This window comes from Pseudomonas sp. RIT-PI-r, assembly GCF_001297015.1.
In the GTDB taxonomy this organism is placed as follows: Bacteria; Pseudomonadota; Gammaproteobacteria; order Pseudomonadales; family Pseudomonadaceae; genus Aquipseudomonas.
The window spans coordinates 14,728-30,591 of record NZ_LIGE01000033.1; the positions used below are offsets into that span (position 1 = coordinate 14,728).

The window sequence follows — 15,864 nt, forward strand, 5'->3', positions numbered from 1 at the left end:
CAACCGCGCGCCTGAGTGCCTATTCCTTCGGCTCGCCACCGCCGGCAGTGATCACTTGCACGCTCATGCGCGGCGTTGCCAGATCGAGTCCAGCCTCGTCGAGGTGGCGTTTGAGTGACAGGTTGAAGGCTCGGGACACTTCCCATTGTTTGATCGGCGCGGTCTTGAATCGCGCGCGCAGAATCGCGCTGCCGGATTCGAAACTTTCGACCCCCTGAATCTCCAGCGGCGACCAGATGTTGCGTCGCTGCAACGGATCGGTACGCATCTTCTGCCCGACTTCGCGCATCAGTTTGATCGCGTCGTCGATTTCCATGTTGTACGGCACGGCGACGCGGAAGATTGCGTAGCCGAATTCCCGCGAGTAGTTCTTGATGCTTTTGATTTCGCTGAACGGGATGGTGTGGACGATGCCGTCGATATCGCGCAGGCGCACGGTGCGGATGGTCAGGCCTTCGACGGTGCCGAGGTGGCCGCCGACGTCGACGTAGTCATCGATGGCCAGCGAGTCTTCGATGATGATGAACAGGCCGGTGATCAAGTCGGCAACCAGCGACTGCGCACCGAAACCGATGGCCAGACCGATTACACCGGCACCGGCCAGCAATGGCGTGACGTTCATGCCCATGTTCGCCAGTGCGACGATCAGCGCGATGATGAAAATCGCCACGAACAGCACGTTGCGGATCAGCGGCATCATCGTTTGCGCGCGGGCGTTGGCCAGGCCTTTACGCGAGCGGGTGAGGGCGTGATGCACGGCGGTGTCGGCGAGAATCCAGATCAGCCAGGAAAAAATCAACGTACCGGCCAGGCTGAACAGTTTGACGCTGACGTCATGCCCATCGCCTTCGGCGAAACCGATCAACGATTTGCCCCAGACGCGCAGGCCCAACTCGATGAATGCCAGCCACACCAGCAGATGCGCGAGGGTGTAGAAGAAGTTTTTCAGGCGCTCCGAGTACAAGGCGTGACGTCTCGCCCCGCGTTGCGGTTTCAGTGAATGGCGACGCACGAGGCCGTTGATCACCATGCACAACACCAGCAGCACGGTGCAGATCAGCGACTGACGCAGGGCGGTGCTGGTGTCGCCGGCGGAGACAAAAGTTGCGAACAGCGAGATGCCGACCAGCACCAGCGCCGGCACGTACCAGAACGTTCCGAGGATTTCGATGGTGTCGCTGAGGGCGCGGCGGGTCAGGCGTCGGGACAGCGGCTGGTTGCGGATCAGGTGCGCAATCGGGCGGCGGAAACGCAGGATAAACAGACCGGTAGAGAGTGCCGCGAGGACATTGGCGATAGTGGCGGCGGAGTGCGCCAGGTGCACGCCGAGGCTTTCGATCAGGCGTGGGTCGTTCAGCGCTTCACCAAACGCGGCGAAGCTGCCGATCAGCCACAGCGGTCGAAATGCCTGATGACGCAGGATATACAGCGCGCGATGGCGGTGCGGGCCATCGAGCAGGGAAAACGCGATCACGCAGATCGCCGAGAAACACGTTCCGACCACCAGTGCGTAGGCCAGTACCATCGCCAGGCTTTTGCCCAGCGAAGATGGCAAAGCGTAGGACATGTAAACGGTCATCACCAGCGCGATCAACCATGGCCCGAGCTTGCGCAAAGCGAAGCGCAGCATGTCGAGGGCTTTGGGGTGTTGTGGCAGCTCTTCGGTCAGGCCGAAGCGCATGCGCACTCGATGGCCGAGCCAGATCAGGGCAGCGGCGAGCAGGCTCCACACCGCGAGGATCATGGCGAAACCGAAGATGATCGGCAGCCATTCGTTAGCCGGCAGCATCATGCCGCTGAGTTCCTCCTTGGCCAGGTCGAACTCGTTGGACCAACGGGTAATCGGGCTGTCGGCACCGGAAAACTGTTTTTCGAAATTGGCCAGGGTGCCGCCGATCAGGCCGAGCACGCCTTCTTCCGGTGTGGTCTGGGCTTTTTTCGTAGCGTCGCGCAGCTTTTTCAGATCGGTCAGCAACTGTGCGCGTTGCTTGTCGTTTTCCAGCGACTTGATGACTTCGTCGAGGGACTGGCCGAGCGGTTCCTGGGCTTCGGGCTGCGCCTTGTTGGTGTTGAGCAGACCGGGCAAACCGACCGCATGGGCGGGCGCCAGCGGCAGCAGCGTCATCAGGCAGACGAGGAACAGACTGGGCAAAGCAAAAAGACGAGCGAACACTAGGCGGTCAACCTCGCAAGGGGCGGATTCGCTGGAGTGTACGAGGCCAACCCCGTCAATGCGAGCCGGGCGCGGATTTATTCGTTGAGTTTGGCGAGGATCTTGTACACCACGGTGGCGAGGATCGTGAGCATGCCGATCCACATGGCGAACACACCGGCGTTCTTGTCGCGGAAGTTGAAGCCGATGGCCAGCAGGATCATTCCGCTCAGAATCGGAATGAGCATGGCGTGAAACGAAGACATCGAGATCATGGGGACTGCCTTGTCGAAATGAATGATGTAAGTCTAGGTCGGTTTCTGCCGGCCGGTATTGATCTGAGTAGGAGTTGCCGCAGGCTGCGATCTTTTGATTTTGTTTTCAAGATCAAAAGATCGCAGCCTTCGGCAGCTCCTACAGCGAACAAGTGGTCCCGAATGGTTAAGGCAACTCGCGGCAGGCGTAGAACGCGCTCAGCACTTTGACCAGGTGTGCCAGGTCATGGCTGCCGCACAGTTCGCGGATCGAGTGCATGGCGAAGGTCGGCAGGCCGATGTCGACGGTGCGCACGCCCAGGTGGCTGGCGGTGATCGGGCCGATGGTCGAGCCACAGCCCATGTCGCTGCGCACCACGAAACTTTGCACAGGGACTTCTTCGGCCATGCACAGATGGCGGAAGAAGCCGGCGGTTTCGCTGTTGGTGGCGTAGCGCTGGTTGCTGTTGACCTTGATCACCGGGCCGGCATTGAGTTTCGGGCCGTGGTTGGCGTCGTGCTTTTCTGCATAGTTGGGGTGCACGCCGTGGGCGTTGTCGGCCGAGACCAGCAGGGACTTCTGGATGGTGCGGACGAATTCATCACCTTCCGGCAGCAGGCGGCGCAGGGTTTGTTCGAGCATCGGGCCGTCGGCACCGCAAGCCGAGCAGGAGCCGACTTCTTCGTGGTCGTTGCACACCAGCACGCAGGTTTCGTCGGTTTCGGCAGTCAGCAATGCTTGCAGACCGGCGTAGCACGACAGCAGGTTGTCGAGGCGCGCGCCGGCAATGAAGTCGCCATTCAAACCGATGACGGCGGCACTTTGCGTATCGTAGAAACTCAACTCGTAATCCAGCACGACGTCGGCATTCAAGCCGTGTTCGCGGGCCAGTTGATCGGTGAGCACAGCGCGGAAATCGACGCGCTCGTCGCCGGCGAATTGCGCGAGGATCGGCGGCAGTTCGGTCTGCGCATTGATCGCCCAGCCTTGATTGGCTTCACGGTTAAGGTGAATGGCCAGGTTGGGAATGATCGCGATCGGTGCCTTGAAGTCGATCAACTGGCTCTCGACCTTGCCGTCGCGGCGGAAGGTCACGCGGCCGGCCAGCGACAGATCGCGGTCGAACCACGGTGCCAGCAGCGCGCCGCCGTAGACTTCAACGCCCAGTTGCCAGAAGCCTTGACGCTGCAGTTCCGGTTGCGGCTTGACCCGCAGGCACGGGCTGTCGGTGTGCGCGCCGACCAGGCGGATACCGCCGTGCAGGGGCGAAGTGCGGCCCATTTTGATCGCGACAATCGAGGAGTCGTTGCGGGTGACGTAATAGCGGCCGTTCGGCTCGGTGGTCCATGGCTCACGCTCGTCGAGGCGCACGAAACCGGCAGCCTCCAGACGCTGAACAAGACTGGCGGTGGCGTGGAACGGGGTAGGGGAGGCCTTGAGGAAGTCGATCAGGCCTTGGTTCAACTCTTCGCGCATAAGAAACTCCAGACAGCAATGGGCGGGAGTTTAACGCATCGGCCGGGGAATTGAATCTGCACCGGATCCGTGTAGGAGTGAGCCTGCTCGCGATAGCGGTATGTCAGACAAGACTTACTTGAATGACACACCGCTATCGCGAGCAGGCTCACTCCTACAAGGGGCTACGGTGTCGGTCAGAACGGGGCGGGGCACTCGAAACGCAGGCGTTCGCCGGTTTGCGGGTGGGTGAAGCTGAGCATGCTCGCGTGCAGGCACAGCCGTGGCCAGGCTGCGAGGGCTTGTTCATGGGCATAGAGCCCGTCACCCAGCAGCGGATGCCCGATCGACAGCATGTGCACGCGTAACTGGTGCGAACGCCCGGTGATCGGTGTCAGCTCGACGCGGCACCAGTCGCCGCAACGTTCGAGCACGCGCCAGAAGGTCAGCGCATGTTTGCCGAATTCGTGATCGACCACGTGACGCGGTTTGGTCGGCGGATCGTAGCGCAGGGGCAAGTCGATGCTGCCGCTGTCCAGTTCCGGTTGACCCCAAGCCAGGGCAGTGTAGGCCTTCTCTGTTTCACGGTCGTGAAACTGGCGCGACAGTTCGCGGTGAGTGTCGGCGTCACGCGCGAGCAGAATGATGCCGGAGGTTTCCCAGTCCAGACGATGGACGATGCGCGCTTCCGGGTAGCCGTTTTCCTGCAAACGGGTAATCAGGCAATCCTTGTTGTCGTCGGCGCGACCGGGCACCGAGAGCAGCAACGTCGGTTTGTCGACCACCAGTACGGCGGCGTCCTGATGGATGATGCGGATGTTGGACAACGGCATTAAAACAGCCTCGTAACAAATGCCAACGGCGGCTCGGAACTGCTGATAACCCTGTAGGAGCTGCCGAAGGCTGCGATCTTTTGACGTTGAAGATCAAAAGATCGCAGCCTTCGGCAGCTCCTACACAAGCATCAATAGTCCGAGCCGCCGTAGCGACTGCCAAATCGACTCAGCGATCAGGCAGGGTGATGTTGAGTTCCAGAATCGAGCAACTGCCCTGGCTTTCCAGTGCAACATGTACGTCGTCGTTGCCGATGTTGACGTACTTGCGGATCACGTCGACCAGTTCCTTCTGCAAGGCTGGCAAGTAATCCGGCGTGCTGCGCTGGCCGCGCTCATGCGCCACGATGATCTGTAGACGCTCTTTCGCTACCGAGGCGGTACTTGGCTTTTTGTTGGCACGAAAGAAGTCAAAAAGGTTCATTACCTACCTCCAAACAGGCGCTCGAAGAATCCCTTCTTCTCGACATCGAGGAAACGGTGGGCTTTTTCTTTGCCCAGCAAGCGGTCGACGGTATCGCTGTAAGCCTGACCGGCATCGCTCTGGTCGTCGAGAATCACCGGGACGCCCTGGTTGGATGCCTTGAGCACCGCCTGGGATTCCGGGATCACGCCGAGCAGGGTGACCGAGAGGATTTCCTTGACGTCTTCAACGCCCAGCATCTCGCCTTTTTCAACACGCTCTGGATGGTAGCGGGTGATCAACAGGTGTTCCTTGATCGGGTCTTCGCCACGTTCGGCGCGACGCGATTTGCTCGCCAGCAGGCCGAGCATACGGTCCGAATCTCGTACCGAGGACACTTCCGGGTTGGTCACGACGATCGCTTCGTCAGCGAAGTACATGGCCAGGTGCGCACCTTTCTCGATGCCTGCCGGGGAGTCGCAGACGACGAACTCGAATTGTTCCTTGAGCTCCATCAGGACTTTTTCCACGCCTTCGACGGTCAGCGCGTCTTTGTCGCGGGTCTGACTGGCGGCCAGTACGTAGAGGTTTTCCAGGCGCTTGTCTTTGATCAGTGCCTGTTGCAGGTTGGCTTCGCCGTTGACCACGTTGACGAAGTCATACACCACGCGGCGCTCGCAACCCATGATCAGGTCAAGGTTACGCAAGCCCACGTCGAAGTCGACGATCACTGTTTTGTGGCCGCGCAGAGCGAGACCGGTACCGATAGCGGCGCTGGTGGTGGTCTTACCCACACCACCCTTGCCGGATGTAACCACGAGAATCTTGGCCAAGGTGTTTCACCCCTAAGGAAGAAGGACTTTTTAGCCCCTGAAAAACATCTCTTGAAAACTACTGCAGTCGGACAGCCTTGGCTGGAATTTGGCTTTAGGCCTTTTTCCTACTTCGTTTGAGCCGTTTTCGCTACGTTTTAGAGATGCTTGGAAAATGCGGCAGTATCCGTTAAAGCCGAATGATGTTCAACACGTCGCCCGACAGGCTGACCTGTACGCCCGAGCCCCACATTGGGTCGCGACGCAAATCTTCGGAAACCTTGTAATGACCGGCGATGGAGATCAGTTCAGCGCTCAATTGCTGACAGAAAATCCGTGCCTTGGTATCACCCTTCACGCCGGCCAGCGCCCGACCACGCATCGGGCCGTATACATGGATGTTGCCATCGGCGAGAAGTTCCGCCCCCGGACTGACCGAAGACACCACCACCAAATCGCCACCCTGGGCATATATCTGTTGGCCACCACGTACTGGCGTGGTGATGACGCGGGTCTGTTTGACGGTCGGTTCAGGCGGCTTTTCCGGCTTCTTTTTGACTTCGGCTTCGGCCATTTCCAGCGGTCGTTCGCGGGCGCCGGAGGGCGGCAACACCGGGATGTCGATGGCGATGGCGGCGGCGATGTCTTCGATGCGGCTGGCGCGAATCGCCAGGGTGCGCAGGCCATGTTGACGGCACACGCGCATCAGGCCCGGCAGATCGACAGCGCCTTCGCCCGGCGGCAATTTGTCCAGCGCCAGAACCAGCGGCGCGTTGCTGAAGAAATTCGGCGCCTGCGCAACTTTGGCGGCCAATTGCCGATCGAGGCTGTCGAGGTCGTTACGGGCCAGTTCCAGCACGGTAATGGCCAGCATGCTGCCCTTCAACTGGAACACGGGATCTTGGTCTAACGGTTCGGTTTTGCTCATGTCGGCATACAACGGCTTGTCACTAAAAGTGCCGAGACTTATAACGAGAACGCCCGCAGGCCGCAAGCCGGGTCGAACGATGTAGAATGCGCGGCCACTGTATTTACGGAAGCTTTAATGGATCGCCCGCGTTTTCGAAAAGCATTTCTTGCTCCGCGCTTCTGGCCGCTCTGGTGCGGCTTGGGGCTTTTATGGCTGATCGTGCAGCTGCCGTATCCGGCCTTGCTGACCATCGGTCGAGTTTTGGGTGCGTTGATGTATCGCCTCGCTGGCGACCGACGGCGCATCGCCAAGCGCAATCTTGAACTGTGCTTCCCGGAAAAATCCGCCGCCGAACGCAAACGCCTGCTCAAGGAAAACTTCGCCTCCACCGGTATCGCGTTTTTTGAAATGGCGATGAGCTGGTGGTGGTCGCGTGAGCGCCTGGCGAAGCTGGCCCATGTGGAAGGCCTTGAGCATTTGCAAAAAGCCCAGCGCGAAGGCAAAGGCGTGATTCTGATGGCAGTGCATTTCACCACCCTGGAGATCGGCGCAGCGTTGCTCGGCCAACAGCACACCATCGACGGCATGTACCGCGAACACAAAAACCCGTTGTTCGACTTCATCCAGCGTCAGGGCCGCGAGCGGCACAATCTCGATTCGCTGGCGGTGGAACGTGACGACGTGCGCGGCATGCTCAAATTGCTGCGTTCCGGTCGGGCGATCTGGTACGCGCCGGATCAGGATTACGGCGCCAAGCAAAGTATCTTCGTGCCGCTGTTCGGCATTCAGGCCGCGACCGTGACCGCGACCACCAAATTTGCCCGTTTGGGTAAAGCACTGGTGGTGCCGTTCACGCAGGAGCGTCTGGCCGACGGCAGCGGCTATCGTCTGGTCGTGCATCCGCCGCTGGAGGATTTCCCGGGCGAGACCGAAGAAGCTGACTGCATCCGCATCAACCAGTGGGTCGAAGGCGTTTTGCGCGATTGCCCGGAGCAATATCTGTGGGCGCATCGACGCTTCAAGAGCCGGCCACCCGGCGAGCCGAAGCTGTACGCCAAACGTGGTTGATTGATCGATCCCCTTGAGCACCATGGAGTGTTGCGATGAGCCCAGCTGAACCGGTCACAGGTTTGATTCTTTCCGGCGGCGGGGCTCGGGCGGCGTATCAGGTGGGCGTGCTGGCCGCGATTGCCGAATTGTTGCCGGTGGGCGCGGACAATCCGTTTCCGGTGATCGTCGGCACTTCCGCAGGCGCGATCAACGCGGTGAGCCTCGCCAGCGGTGCCACCGATTTTCGCGCCGCCATCGAACGGCTGACGCTGTTCTGGCAGGGCTTTCGCAGCCACCGGGTGTTGCGCAGCGACTGGTCCGGCGTTATTCACCAGGCCAGTCGTTTTGTCAGCCACAGCCTGCTCGGTATGGGGCGACAAATGCCGGTCGCGTTGCTCAACAGTTCGCCGCTGCGCGAACTGCTCAATGAAAAGCTGCACATGCCCGGCATCGCCGAATCCATCGCGCGCAAGCAATTGCACGCAGTGGCGGTGACCGCGTTCGGGTATGAATCGGGGCAAGCGGTGACGTTCTATCAAGGGGGCGGCACGATTGATTCGTGGCTGCGCCATCGGCGCATTGGCGTGCCGACGCAATTGTCGGTCGATCACTTGCTGGCCAGTTCGGCGATTCCGTTGCTGTTTGCGCCGGTGAAGATCGGTGATGAATATTTCGGTGACGGCGCGGTGCGGCAATCAGCGCCGATCAGTCCGGCGTTGCACCTGGGCGCCAGTCGCGTGCTGGTGGTGGGTGTCAGTGGCAACCCGCGCGGCTTTGATCCGCAGCAGCCGCTGGAGCGCACTTACACGGGGCAGCAACCGACACTCGCGCAGATCGGCGGGCACATGCTCAACAGCACGTTCATTGACAGTCTGGAGAGCGATATCGAGTTGCTGCAGCGTCTCAACCAGTTCAGCCATCTGATGCCTGCTGGCACGCCGACCCGCGAGCTGGGTGTGGCGCCGGTGGACGTCTTGGTGATTTCGCCGAGTCAGCCGATCGACGAGATCGCGGCGCGGCATCGTCAGGAATTGCCGGCGGCGTTGCGTTTGTTTCCGCGCGGACCGGGGGCGACCAAGACCAGTGGGGCGGGGGGGGTGGGGTATTTGCTGTTCGAGGCGGGTTATTGCAGCGAGTTGATTGATCTCGGACGGCGCGATGCGTTGGCCAAGCGCGAGGAGTTGTGCCGGTTTTTGGGATTGCCATTTTAAAGCAAAAGATCGCAGCCTGCGGCAGCTCCTACATTGGAATGCGCTATCCCTGTAGGAGCTGGCGAAGCCTGCGATCTTTTGATTTTTATCAGAAGTGGAACTTCACCAGGAAGTTGGTCACGCTCTGATTGGTCTTGAAGGCACCGGTGTCGTCGATGCCGTACTTGTCTTTCCAGTAGTCGTATTCAACACCGACATACAACTGCTTCTCGCCAAAACTCAGCGCCTTGCCCAGGTCGTATTTGACCTGTGGGTTGAAGTGCAGGTTGGCGTGGTAATCGCCTTTGGAGTTGGAATCGTTGTCGGTCACCCAGTCCATGTAGCCGTCGATCAGGATGTTCGAGTTGCCCACGGGAATGGTGTAGGACCAGACCGGGGTGATCTGCCAGACGTTGTCACCGGCACGCGAACCTTCGGTGTGGCGCTGGTAGAAGTTCAACTGGAAGTAGTCGAAGCCCGGGATGGCCAGGTCGAAGCCAGGGCCGATCAGGTAGGACTCGGTATCACCTTCGCCGAACTCGTAGGTCATCGCCAGCAGAACGTCTTTGATCGGGCCGAATTCGATCTTCTGGTTGAGCACCTTGCCCAGCGAGATGCGTGGCTGGAACTCGCCGTAATAGGTGTTCGGACCGTTGTTGAAGTCCTTGTCACCGTTGTAGAAGATCTTGTCGATGAAGAAGAAGTTGTCGCCGTACGTCCACGCATCGGCGTGTTCGAAGGTGACGGTCTGCTGGATGCGCGGGTTGACCTGGAAGTCCTTGCCATAGAGGTAGGTCAGGCTGTTGTTCTGCCATTGCAGCAGGCCTTCGGCCATGGCCTGGCCCCCGGCTAACATTGATCCCGCAAGCATCAGGCTGGTGCACATACGTTTCATTCGGTTGCTCCCAAAGTAGGTGTTCCACGTTTATTTTTTTAAGATCGGCGCTCTGGTGTGGCGCCTTTTTTCGTTGCTGCAAAAGTCATCCGATTGGTCAGCTTTCATGCTGTTAGCAAGAGCTGGGCCAAGGCTTTTCGAAAAGCAAAAAAACGCCCGTCGGCTGCTGAAAAACAGTCGATTGAGCGTGTTTTCGGGATGCCTCGGTACTGACCGGGGCCGGGATAAGTTGGCCTGTCGGTCAGGAATTAAATCCGGGCTTTTTTTTAGACCGAATTCAAGAGGCCGCGGAGAATACTGACTCCTCGGCCAGCTCTCAAGTGCCCCGCAACAGAGCACCGACGACAGGTATGGGGCACGGTTGCGGGCCATCTTAAAAGTGCACCTTCACCAGCAGGCTGGCGGTGTTCTGATTGGTGTCGAAGTTGTGCGTATTTTCGACACCGTACTTGTTCTTCCAGTAGCTGTATTCGGTGCCGACATACAACTGCTTCTGGCTCCAGCCCAGGGCTTTGCCGAGGTCATATTTGATCTGTGGGTTGATGTGCAGGTTGGCGTGATAGGTGCCACGCGCGTTCTCGTCGTTGTCGACGACCCAGTCGAGGTAGCCGTCGATCAGCACATCGGAATTGCCCAGGGGAAAGCTGTACGACCAGCCGGGGGTGATCTGCCAGACGCCGTCGCCGGGACGCGGGCCTTCGGTCTGGCGGCGGAAAATGTTCAGGGTGACGTAGTTGAAGCCGGGCACCTTGAGGTCGAAGCCGGGGCCGATCAGGTAGGCCTCACTGTCGCCTTCACCGTATTCGTAGGTCATGGCGAGCAAGACGTCTTTGATCGGGCCGAATTCGAGCTTCTGGTCGAAGATCTTGCCGAAGGAGAAGCGCGGGGTGAATTCGCCGTAGAAGGCGTGCGGGCCTTTGTTCGCATCTTCTTTGCCGTTGTAGAAGATCTTGTCGACGAACAGGAAGTTGTCGCCGTATTTCCACTTGTCGGCGTGCTCGAAGGTGAGCGTTTGCTGGATCGACGGGTTGATCGCGAAATTCTTGCCGTACAGATAGCTGAGGCTATTGGTCTGCCACAGCAGGAGATCGCCGGCCATGGCCTGACTCGCGGCCAGCAGGCCGCCGCTCAACAGTACATTTGTCTGTGTACGAATCATCTATTGCTCCCTCTTGTTTTTATTGTTTGAGGCGCAGAGCTTTTTTTACCCTTTGTAGGAGTGAGCCTGCTCGCGATCGCGGTGTGACATTCAACACATCAGTTGACTGAAAAAACGCTATCGCGAGCAGGCTCACTCCTACAGGGGGGCATCGGTGTTGCTGTCAGTGCTGGTGTGCGTGGCAGTCGTTGATCGCTGCGCGCTCTTTACCGCCGAGAATGTTGAACAGCAGGTTCAGCGTCAGCGCGCTGAGCGTTGCCATGGCGATGCCACTGTGGGTAATCGGGCTCATCCACAGCGGCAGATGCGCGAAGAATTCCGGGCGAACCACCGGGATCAGGCCCATGCCGATGCTCACCGCGACCAGCAACTGGTTGCGACGGTCGCCGATGTCGGCTTCCTGCAAAATCTTGATCCCGGTCGCCGCGACCATGCCGAACATCGCAATCGCCGCGCCACCCAGTACGGCTGGCGGAATCGAGGCGACGAGGAATGCCGCTTTCGGCAGCAGGCTCAGGACGATCAGCAAACCACCGGCAACGATGGTCACCGAACGGCAGCGCACGCCGGTCATCTGCACCAGACCGATGTTCTGCGCGAACGAGGAGTGGGTGAAGGTGTTGAAGAAACCGGCGACAAACGAGGCGCCGGCATCACACAGCAAACCGCGACGCAGCATGCGCGGGCAGACTTCCTGATCGGTGATTTTGCCCAGCGCGAGGAACATACCGGTGGACTCGACGAAGATGATCACCACCACCAGACACATCGACAGGATCGGCGCCAGTTCGAATTTCGGCATGCCGAAATGCAGCGGGGTGACGAACTGAATCCATGGCGCGTTGGCCATGCCGCTCAGATCGACCATGCCGATCGCGCCGCACAGCACGTAGCCGATGCACATGCCGATCAGTACGGAGATGTTGACCCAGAAACCGCGCATGAAGCGGTGGATCAGCAGAATGGTGCCCAACACCAGCGCGGCGATGGCCAGATAAATCGGTGAGCCGAATTGTGCGGCGGCGGCACCGCCACCGGCCCAATTCACGGCCACGGGGAACAGCGACAAACCGATCGAGGTGATGACCGTGCCGGTCACCAGGGGCGGGAAGAAGCGTACGACCTTGGACATGAACGGCGCGATGAGCATGCCGAAGAAACCGGCGGCGATCGTTGCGCCGAAGATCCCTTGCAGGCCGATACCGGGCATGCCAGCCATGGCGACCATGCTGCCGACTGCGGCAAAACTGGCGCCCATCATCACCGGCATGCGAATGCCCATCGGACCAATGCCCATGGACTGCACGATGGTGGCGACACCGGCGACCAGCAGGTCGGCGTTGATCAGGAAGGCAATTTCTTCACGACTCAGGCCAGCGGCCTGTCCAATGATCAGCGGCACCGCGATGGCGCCACCGTACATCAGCAGAACATGTTGCAAACCGACCAGGATCAGTTGCAAAAGGGGCAATCGCTGAATGGCGGGTGCGTCGGGGATGCGCGCTTTGGACAGCTCGGACATGCAACACCTCGGATCTTTTTATTCTTGTGATTAACAGCTGCCGGGTTGCTCACAGCTGTTTCTTTGCATCAGGTAAAACCGCGCTAAGGCGATTCGCGAGCAGGCTCGCTCCCACAGGAAATGCGCGATCTCTGTGGGAGCGAGCCTGCTCGCGAAGCTTTGTTGCTTAGTTGGTCTGTGCTCCCTGGGCGATCCATGCACCGATCAGGTCACGTTCCTGCTGGGTCATCTGCGTGATGTTGCCCAGTGGCATGATCTGCGTGGTGATGGCTTGCGCCTGGATGCGCGCCGCGTTCTGACGGATCTGCTCAGGGGTGTCGAGCATCACACCCGCCGGAGCTGCGCTGAACAACGGACTGGTCGGTTTGGCCGAGTGGCAAACTGCGCAGCGTTCTTGAATCACGTTGTGCACTTTGTCGAAGGCCGGACCTGCGTTGGAGGCTTGCGCCGGCGCTGCTGCAGGTGCGTCTGCGGGTGCAGCAGGTGCCGCCGCTTCAGCCGGTTTCGCGCCACCGCCCAGTGCCGTCTCCGGCAGCGGTTGGTACTCGATTTTGGCTGGCGCCTTGGCCACTTCCGGAGCGGTCGACATCGGCGTTGGGCCGGTGACGTACGCCAGCGTGATCATGCCTACCGCTGCCACTGGCAGGGTCCAGGCAAACTTGTGGCTGTCGTGACGGGTGTTGAAGTAGTGACGCACCAACACCGCCAACACTGCAATCCCGGCCAGGATCAACCAGTTGTACTGGCTGCCATAGGTGCTCGGGAAGTGGTTGCTGATCATGATGAACAGCACCGGCAGGGTGAAGTAGTTGTTGTGACGCGAACGCAGCAAGCCTTTGGCCGGCAGCGCCGGATCCGGCGTGCGGTTCTCGGCAATCGCCGCCACCAGTGCACGCTGCGCCGGCATGATGATGCGGAACACGTTACCGACCATGATGGTGCCGATGATCGCGCCAACGTGCAGGTACGCACCACGACCGCTGAACACTTTGCTGAAGCCATACGCCGCGCCGATGATCAGCACGAACAGAATGAAGCCGAGCAGAGCAGGGCGTTTGCCCAAGGCCGAATCACAGAGGAAGGAGTAGATGAACCAGCCGAGGAACAGCGAGCCGATACCGATGGCCACGCCTTCAGGGCCGCTCAGTGTGCTGCCCGGAGCCAGCAGGTAGAGCGTTGGGTTGGAGTAGAACACCACGCACAGCAGCGCAATACCCGACATCCAGGTGAAGTAGGCTTCCCATTTGAACCAGTGCAGGTTCTCCGGCATTGCCGGCGGGGCCAGTTTGTATTTTTCCAGGTGATAGATACCGCCACCGTGGATCGCCCACAGGTCACCGGCCAGACCGGTTTTCGGGTTGACGCGGTTGAGGTTGTTCTCCAGCCAGACGAAGTAGAACGACGCGCCGATCCAGGCCACGCCAGTAATCATGTGAACCCAGCGCACGCTCAGGTTCAGCCATTCCAACAGATGTGCTTCCACAGTCTTTACCTCTCGCCTGTCACTCTTGTTGTCGAGTGATCAGACCTTCTCTTATTGGTGGGGGGCGAGGATCAAACGCTCATCCTCTTTGAAAAAATGCTCATCGCAGTTATTGCCTGTGCCACTGCGATCAACCACCAGGAAGTCATCCCGCTTTTCGATCGTCAGCACCGGATGGTGCCAAACGCCGCGATGGTAATTGATGCCCTGCCTGCCGTTGGTGACGAAGGCGCGGACCAAGCCTGATACAGGTTCATCGCCAACTGGCGCGACCACGATCAGAAAGGGGTTGCCGAGCAGCGGTATGAAAGCCTGGCTGCCCAGCGGATGGCGTTCCAGCATGCAAACGGTCAACGGCATGTCCTGCGCGTCGGCGCGGAAGATGCTGATGATCGCGTTGTCCTCAGGCTGAGCGGTTTCGACCGTCGCCAGTTTGTGGAAGCGCATGGTCGAACCGTTGTTGATCATGAAGTGATCGCTGCCGTCGGTTTCGATGACGTCACCGAAAGGGGCGAAGGCTTCTTTGCTCAGCGGTTCAATCGTTAGTGTGCGCATGCTGTTCTTCTTTTCGTTGAGTGATCGTTCCCACGCTCCGCGTGGAAATGCAGCCCGTGACGCTCCGCGTCACATCCAGAACGGACGCAGAGCGTCCAGTGATGCGTTCCCACGCAGAGCGTGGGAACGATCATTGCGGTGTTATTTAGCGACCTTGCCGAGAACGCGCAGGCGGCTCACACCACCGTCCGGGAACACGTTCAGGCGGATGTGGGTGATCGGGCCCAGTGCCTTTATCTGCTCGACGAAGGTGTGTTCGGCGTGCATTTCCAGCTTCTGGCTTGGCAGCAGTTCACGCCAGAACAGCGACTGGGTTTCGATCTGGCTGTCAGTACCGCCTTTCACGAAAGCGCCCTGGATCGAGCAAGTGTCCGGGTAGTTGCCTTTGAAGTGCAGGGTGTCGACGACGATCTTCTCGATCTCGCCCGGATGACCCAGCGCGACGATCACCCAGTCATTGCCCGGCGTGCGGCGACGTGCAGTTTCCCAGCCGTCGCCCATGTTGATGCCGCGGCCCGGGTTGAGGATGTTGCTCATGCGGCCGAAGTGTTCGTCGGAGCAGGCGAGGGCGCGGCCCCCATTGAGGGCTGCTGCCAGATCGACTTGCTCGTTGTCGCCACCCGCCGACCAGTCGCGGAACGGAATGCCGTACACGCGCAGACGGGCCACACCACCGTCCGGGTAGATGTTGAAGCGCAGGTGGCTGAACGCTTGGTCGTTGCTGATTTCGTGGTAGTGGTGGCTGTTGCCCTGCAGCTCGACGGCCGACAGCACTTCAGTCCACTGGGTGTTTTCGTCAGGCTCGCCCGAGGCCAGGAAGCACGCTTCCAGAGAGGCCGATGGCGGGAAGTTGCCGGTGAAGAATGAAGTGTCGATGTCCACGCCTTTGATCGAGCCCGGTACGCCCAGACGGATCACTGCGCTGTCGAAGCCTTCGAAGCGCTTGCGGCGCGATTCCCAGCCGTCCATCCACTTGCCGTTGTCATCGAACACGCCCTCCTTCCATACGGCCGGGGTCGGTTGGAACAGACGATTGGCGTCTGCGAACCAGTCATCGGTGACCGAGATGATTTTGGTGCCCAGACGGGCATCGGCCAGGTTGACGAATTTTTCGAAAGGTACGGCGTAAGCTTTCATTCTTCTTGTCTGCCTTTAAATAAGTGGCTGGGGATGCTTGCGAGGCCCTGGGC

At 59.7% G+C, this 15,864-nt stretch carries 15 protein-coding genes; 2 read left to right on the forward strand and 13 right to left on the reverse strand.

Going from position 1 to position 15,864, the window contains the following annotated elements; translation table 11 throughout:
- Nucleotides 1–19 precede the first annotated feature (19 nt).
- The 7 genes from AK821_RS19565 to minC all read right to left on the reverse strand — a co-directional run bounded on the left by AK821_RS19565 (nt 20) and on the right by minC (nt 6,838).
- Nucleotides 20–2,173 carry a mechanosensitive ion channel family protein gene (locus AK821_RS19565; RefSeq protein WP_064391187.1) on the reverse strand — a complete coding sequence of 718 codons (2,154 nt, stop codon included), beginning with the start codon at nt 2,171–2,173 and terminating at the stop codon, nt 20–22.
- Between the two features lie 77 nt (nt 2,174–2,250).
- The gene (locus AK821_RS30940) at nt 2,251–2,427 is read right to left on the reverse strand and encodes a hypothetical protein (protein WP_163004785.1); all 177 of its coding nucleotides are present in this window, start codon (nt 2,425–2,427) and stop codon (nt 2,251–2,253) included.
- A 166-nt stretch (nt 2,428–2,593) separates the two neighbouring features.
- The gene (locus AK821_RS19570) at nt 2,594–3,883 is read right to left on the reverse strand and encodes a M18 family aminopeptidase (protein WP_007919200.1); all 1,290 of its coding nucleotides are present in this window, start codon (nt 3,881–3,883) and stop codon (nt 2,594–2,596) included.
- 176 nt (nt 3,884–4,059) lie between these two features.
- Nucleotides 4,060–4,695 (reverse strand): RluA family pseudouridine synthase, encoded by a 636-nt coding sequence (locus AK821_RS19575; RefSeq protein WP_007960625.1) that lies wholly within the window; start codon nt 4,693–4,695, stop codon nt 4,060–4,062.
- Between the two features lie 169 nt (nt 4,696–4,864).
- Nucleotides 4,865–5,119, reverse strand: a complete 255-nt coding sequence (gene minE, locus AK821_RS19580) for a cell division topological specificity factor MinE (RefSeq protein ID WP_003223146.1) — start codon at nt 5,117–5,119, stop codon at nt 4,865–4,867.
- Nucleotides 5,119–5,931: a septum site-determining protein MinD gene (minD, locus tag AK821_RS19585; RefSeq protein WP_007913953.1), complete on the reverse strand. Its 813-nt coding sequence runs from the start codon at nt 5,929–5,931 to the stop codon at nt 5,119–5,121. Before minD ends, minE begins: the two co-directional genes overlap by 1 nt.
- Before the next feature lie 169 nt (nt 5,932–6,100).
- The gene (gene minC, locus AK821_RS19590) at nt 6,101–6,838 is read right to left on the reverse strand and encodes a septum site-determining protein MinC (protein WP_064391243.1); all 738 of its coding nucleotides are present in this window, start codon (nt 6,836–6,838) and stop codon (nt 6,101–6,103) included.
- A 117-nt stretch (nt 6,839–6,955) separates the two neighbouring features.
- Here minC and AK821_RS19595 point away from each other — a divergent pair, with 117 nt between their 5' ends.
- Together AK821_RS19595 and AK821_RS19600 are read left to right on the forward strand one after the other, a co-directional pair.
- Complete coding sequence (locus AK821_RS19595) at nt 6,956–7,888, forward strand: lipid A biosynthesis lauroyl acyltransferase (RefSeq protein ID WP_064391188.1); 933 nt, start codon at nt 6,956–6,958, stop codon at nt 7,886–7,888.
- A 35-nt stretch (nt 7,889–7,923) separates the two neighbouring features.
- Nucleotides 7,924–9,081, forward strand: a complete 1,158-nt coding sequence (locus AK821_RS19600) for a patatin-like phospholipase family protein (RefSeq protein ID WP_064391189.1) — start codon at nt 7,924–7,926, stop codon at nt 9,079–9,081.
- A gap of 88 nt (nt 9,082–9,169) precedes the next feature.
- On the opposite strand, the gene AK821_RS19605 is transcribed toward AK821_RS19600, so the two are convergent.
- From AK821_RS19605 to alc, 6 genes are all read right to left on the reverse strand, one after another.
- Entirely contained in the window at nt 9,170–9,955 is a 786-nt protein-coding gene (locus tag AK821_RS19605; protein WP_064391190.1) for an outer membrane protein OmpK, read from the reverse strand.
- 373 nt (nt 9,956–10,328) lie between these two features.
- Nucleotides 10,329–11,114, reverse strand: a complete 786-nt coding sequence (locus tag AK821_RS19610; protein ID WP_064391191.1) for an outer membrane protein OmpK — start codon at nt 11,112–11,114, stop codon at nt 10,329–10,331.
- Between the two features lie 163 nt (nt 11,115–11,277).
- The gene (locus tag AK821_RS19615; protein ID WP_064391192.1) at nt 11,278–12,636 is read right to left on the reverse strand and encodes a nucleobase:cation symporter-2 family protein; all 1,359 of its coding nucleotides are present in this window, start codon (nt 12,634–12,636) and stop codon (nt 11,278–11,280) included.
- A gap of 166 nt (nt 12,637–12,802) precedes the next feature.
- Nucleotides 12,803–14,119 (reverse strand): urate hydroxylase PuuD, encoded by a 1,317-nt coding sequence (locus AK821_RS19620; protein ID WP_064391193.1) that lies wholly within the window; start codon nt 14,117–14,119, stop codon nt 12,803–12,805.
- Nucleotides 14,120–14,170: 51 nt separating this feature from the next.
- Nucleotides 14,171–14,674 carry an ureidoglycolate lyase gene (locus tag AK821_RS19625; protein ID WP_034151759.1) on the reverse strand — a complete coding sequence of 168 codons (504 nt, stop codon included), beginning with the start codon at nt 14,672–14,674 and terminating at the stop codon, nt 14,171–14,173.
- Between the two features lie 141 nt (nt 14,675–14,815).
- Nucleotides 14,816–15,811, reverse strand: coding sequence for an allantoicase (gene alc / locus AK821_RS19630; protein WP_064391194.1), 996 nt, complete (start codon nt 15,809–15,811; stop codon nt 14,816–14,818).
- Between the last annotated feature and the right edge of the window lie 53 nt (nt 15,812–15,864).

Excerpts from the sequence above, each read along its gene's own strand:
- AK821_RS19600 (WP_064391189.1), top strand. The coding sequence starts at position 7,924 with ATGAGCCCAGCTGAACCGGTCACAGGTTTGATTCTTTCCGGCGGCGGG.
- AK821_RS19610 (WP_064391191.1), bottom strand. The coding sequence starts at position 11,114 with ATGATTCGTACACAGACAAATGTACTGTTGAGCGGCGGCCTGCTGGCC.
- AK821_RS19605 (WP_064391190.1), bottom strand. The coding sequence starts at position 9,955 with ATGAAACGTATGTGCACCAGCCTGATGCTTGCGGGATCAATGTTAGCC.
- AK821_RS30940 (WP_163004785.1), bottom strand. The coding sequence starts at position 2,427 with ATGATCTCGATGTCTTCGTTTCACGCCATGCTCATTCCGATTCTGAGC.
- AK821_RS19625 (WP_034151759.1), bottom strand. The coding sequence starts at position 14,674 with ATGCGCACACTAACGATTGAACCGCTGAGCAAAGAAGCCTTCGCCCCT.
- AK821_RS19595 (WP_064391188.1), top strand. The coding sequence starts at position 6,956 with ATGGATCGCCCGCGTTTTCGAAAAGCATTTCTTGCTCCGCGCTTCTGG.
- AK821_RS19570 (WP_007919200.1), bottom strand. The coding sequence starts at position 3,883 with ATGCGCGAAGAGTTGAACCAAGGCCTGATCGACTTCCTCAAGGCCTCC.
- minE (WP_003223146.1), bottom strand. The coding sequence starts at position 5,119 with ATGAACCTTTTTGACTTCTTTCGTGCCAACAAAAAGCCAAGTACCGCC.
- AK821_RS19575 (WP_007960625.1), bottom strand. The coding sequence starts at position 4,695 with ATGCCGTTGTCCAACATCCGCATCATCCATCAGGACGCCGCCGTACTG.
- alc (WP_064391194.1), bottom strand. The coding sequence starts at position 15,811 with ATGAAAGCTTACGCCGTACCTTTCGAAAAATTCGTCAACCTGGCCGAT.
- minC (WP_064391243.1), bottom strand. The coding sequence starts at position 6,838 with ATGAGCAAAACCGAACCGTTAGACCAAGATCCCGTGTTCCAGTTGAAG.
- AK821_RS19615 (WP_064391192.1), bottom strand. The coding sequence starts at position 12,636 with ATGTCCGAGCTGTCCAAAGCGCGCATCCCCGACGCACCCGCCATTCAG.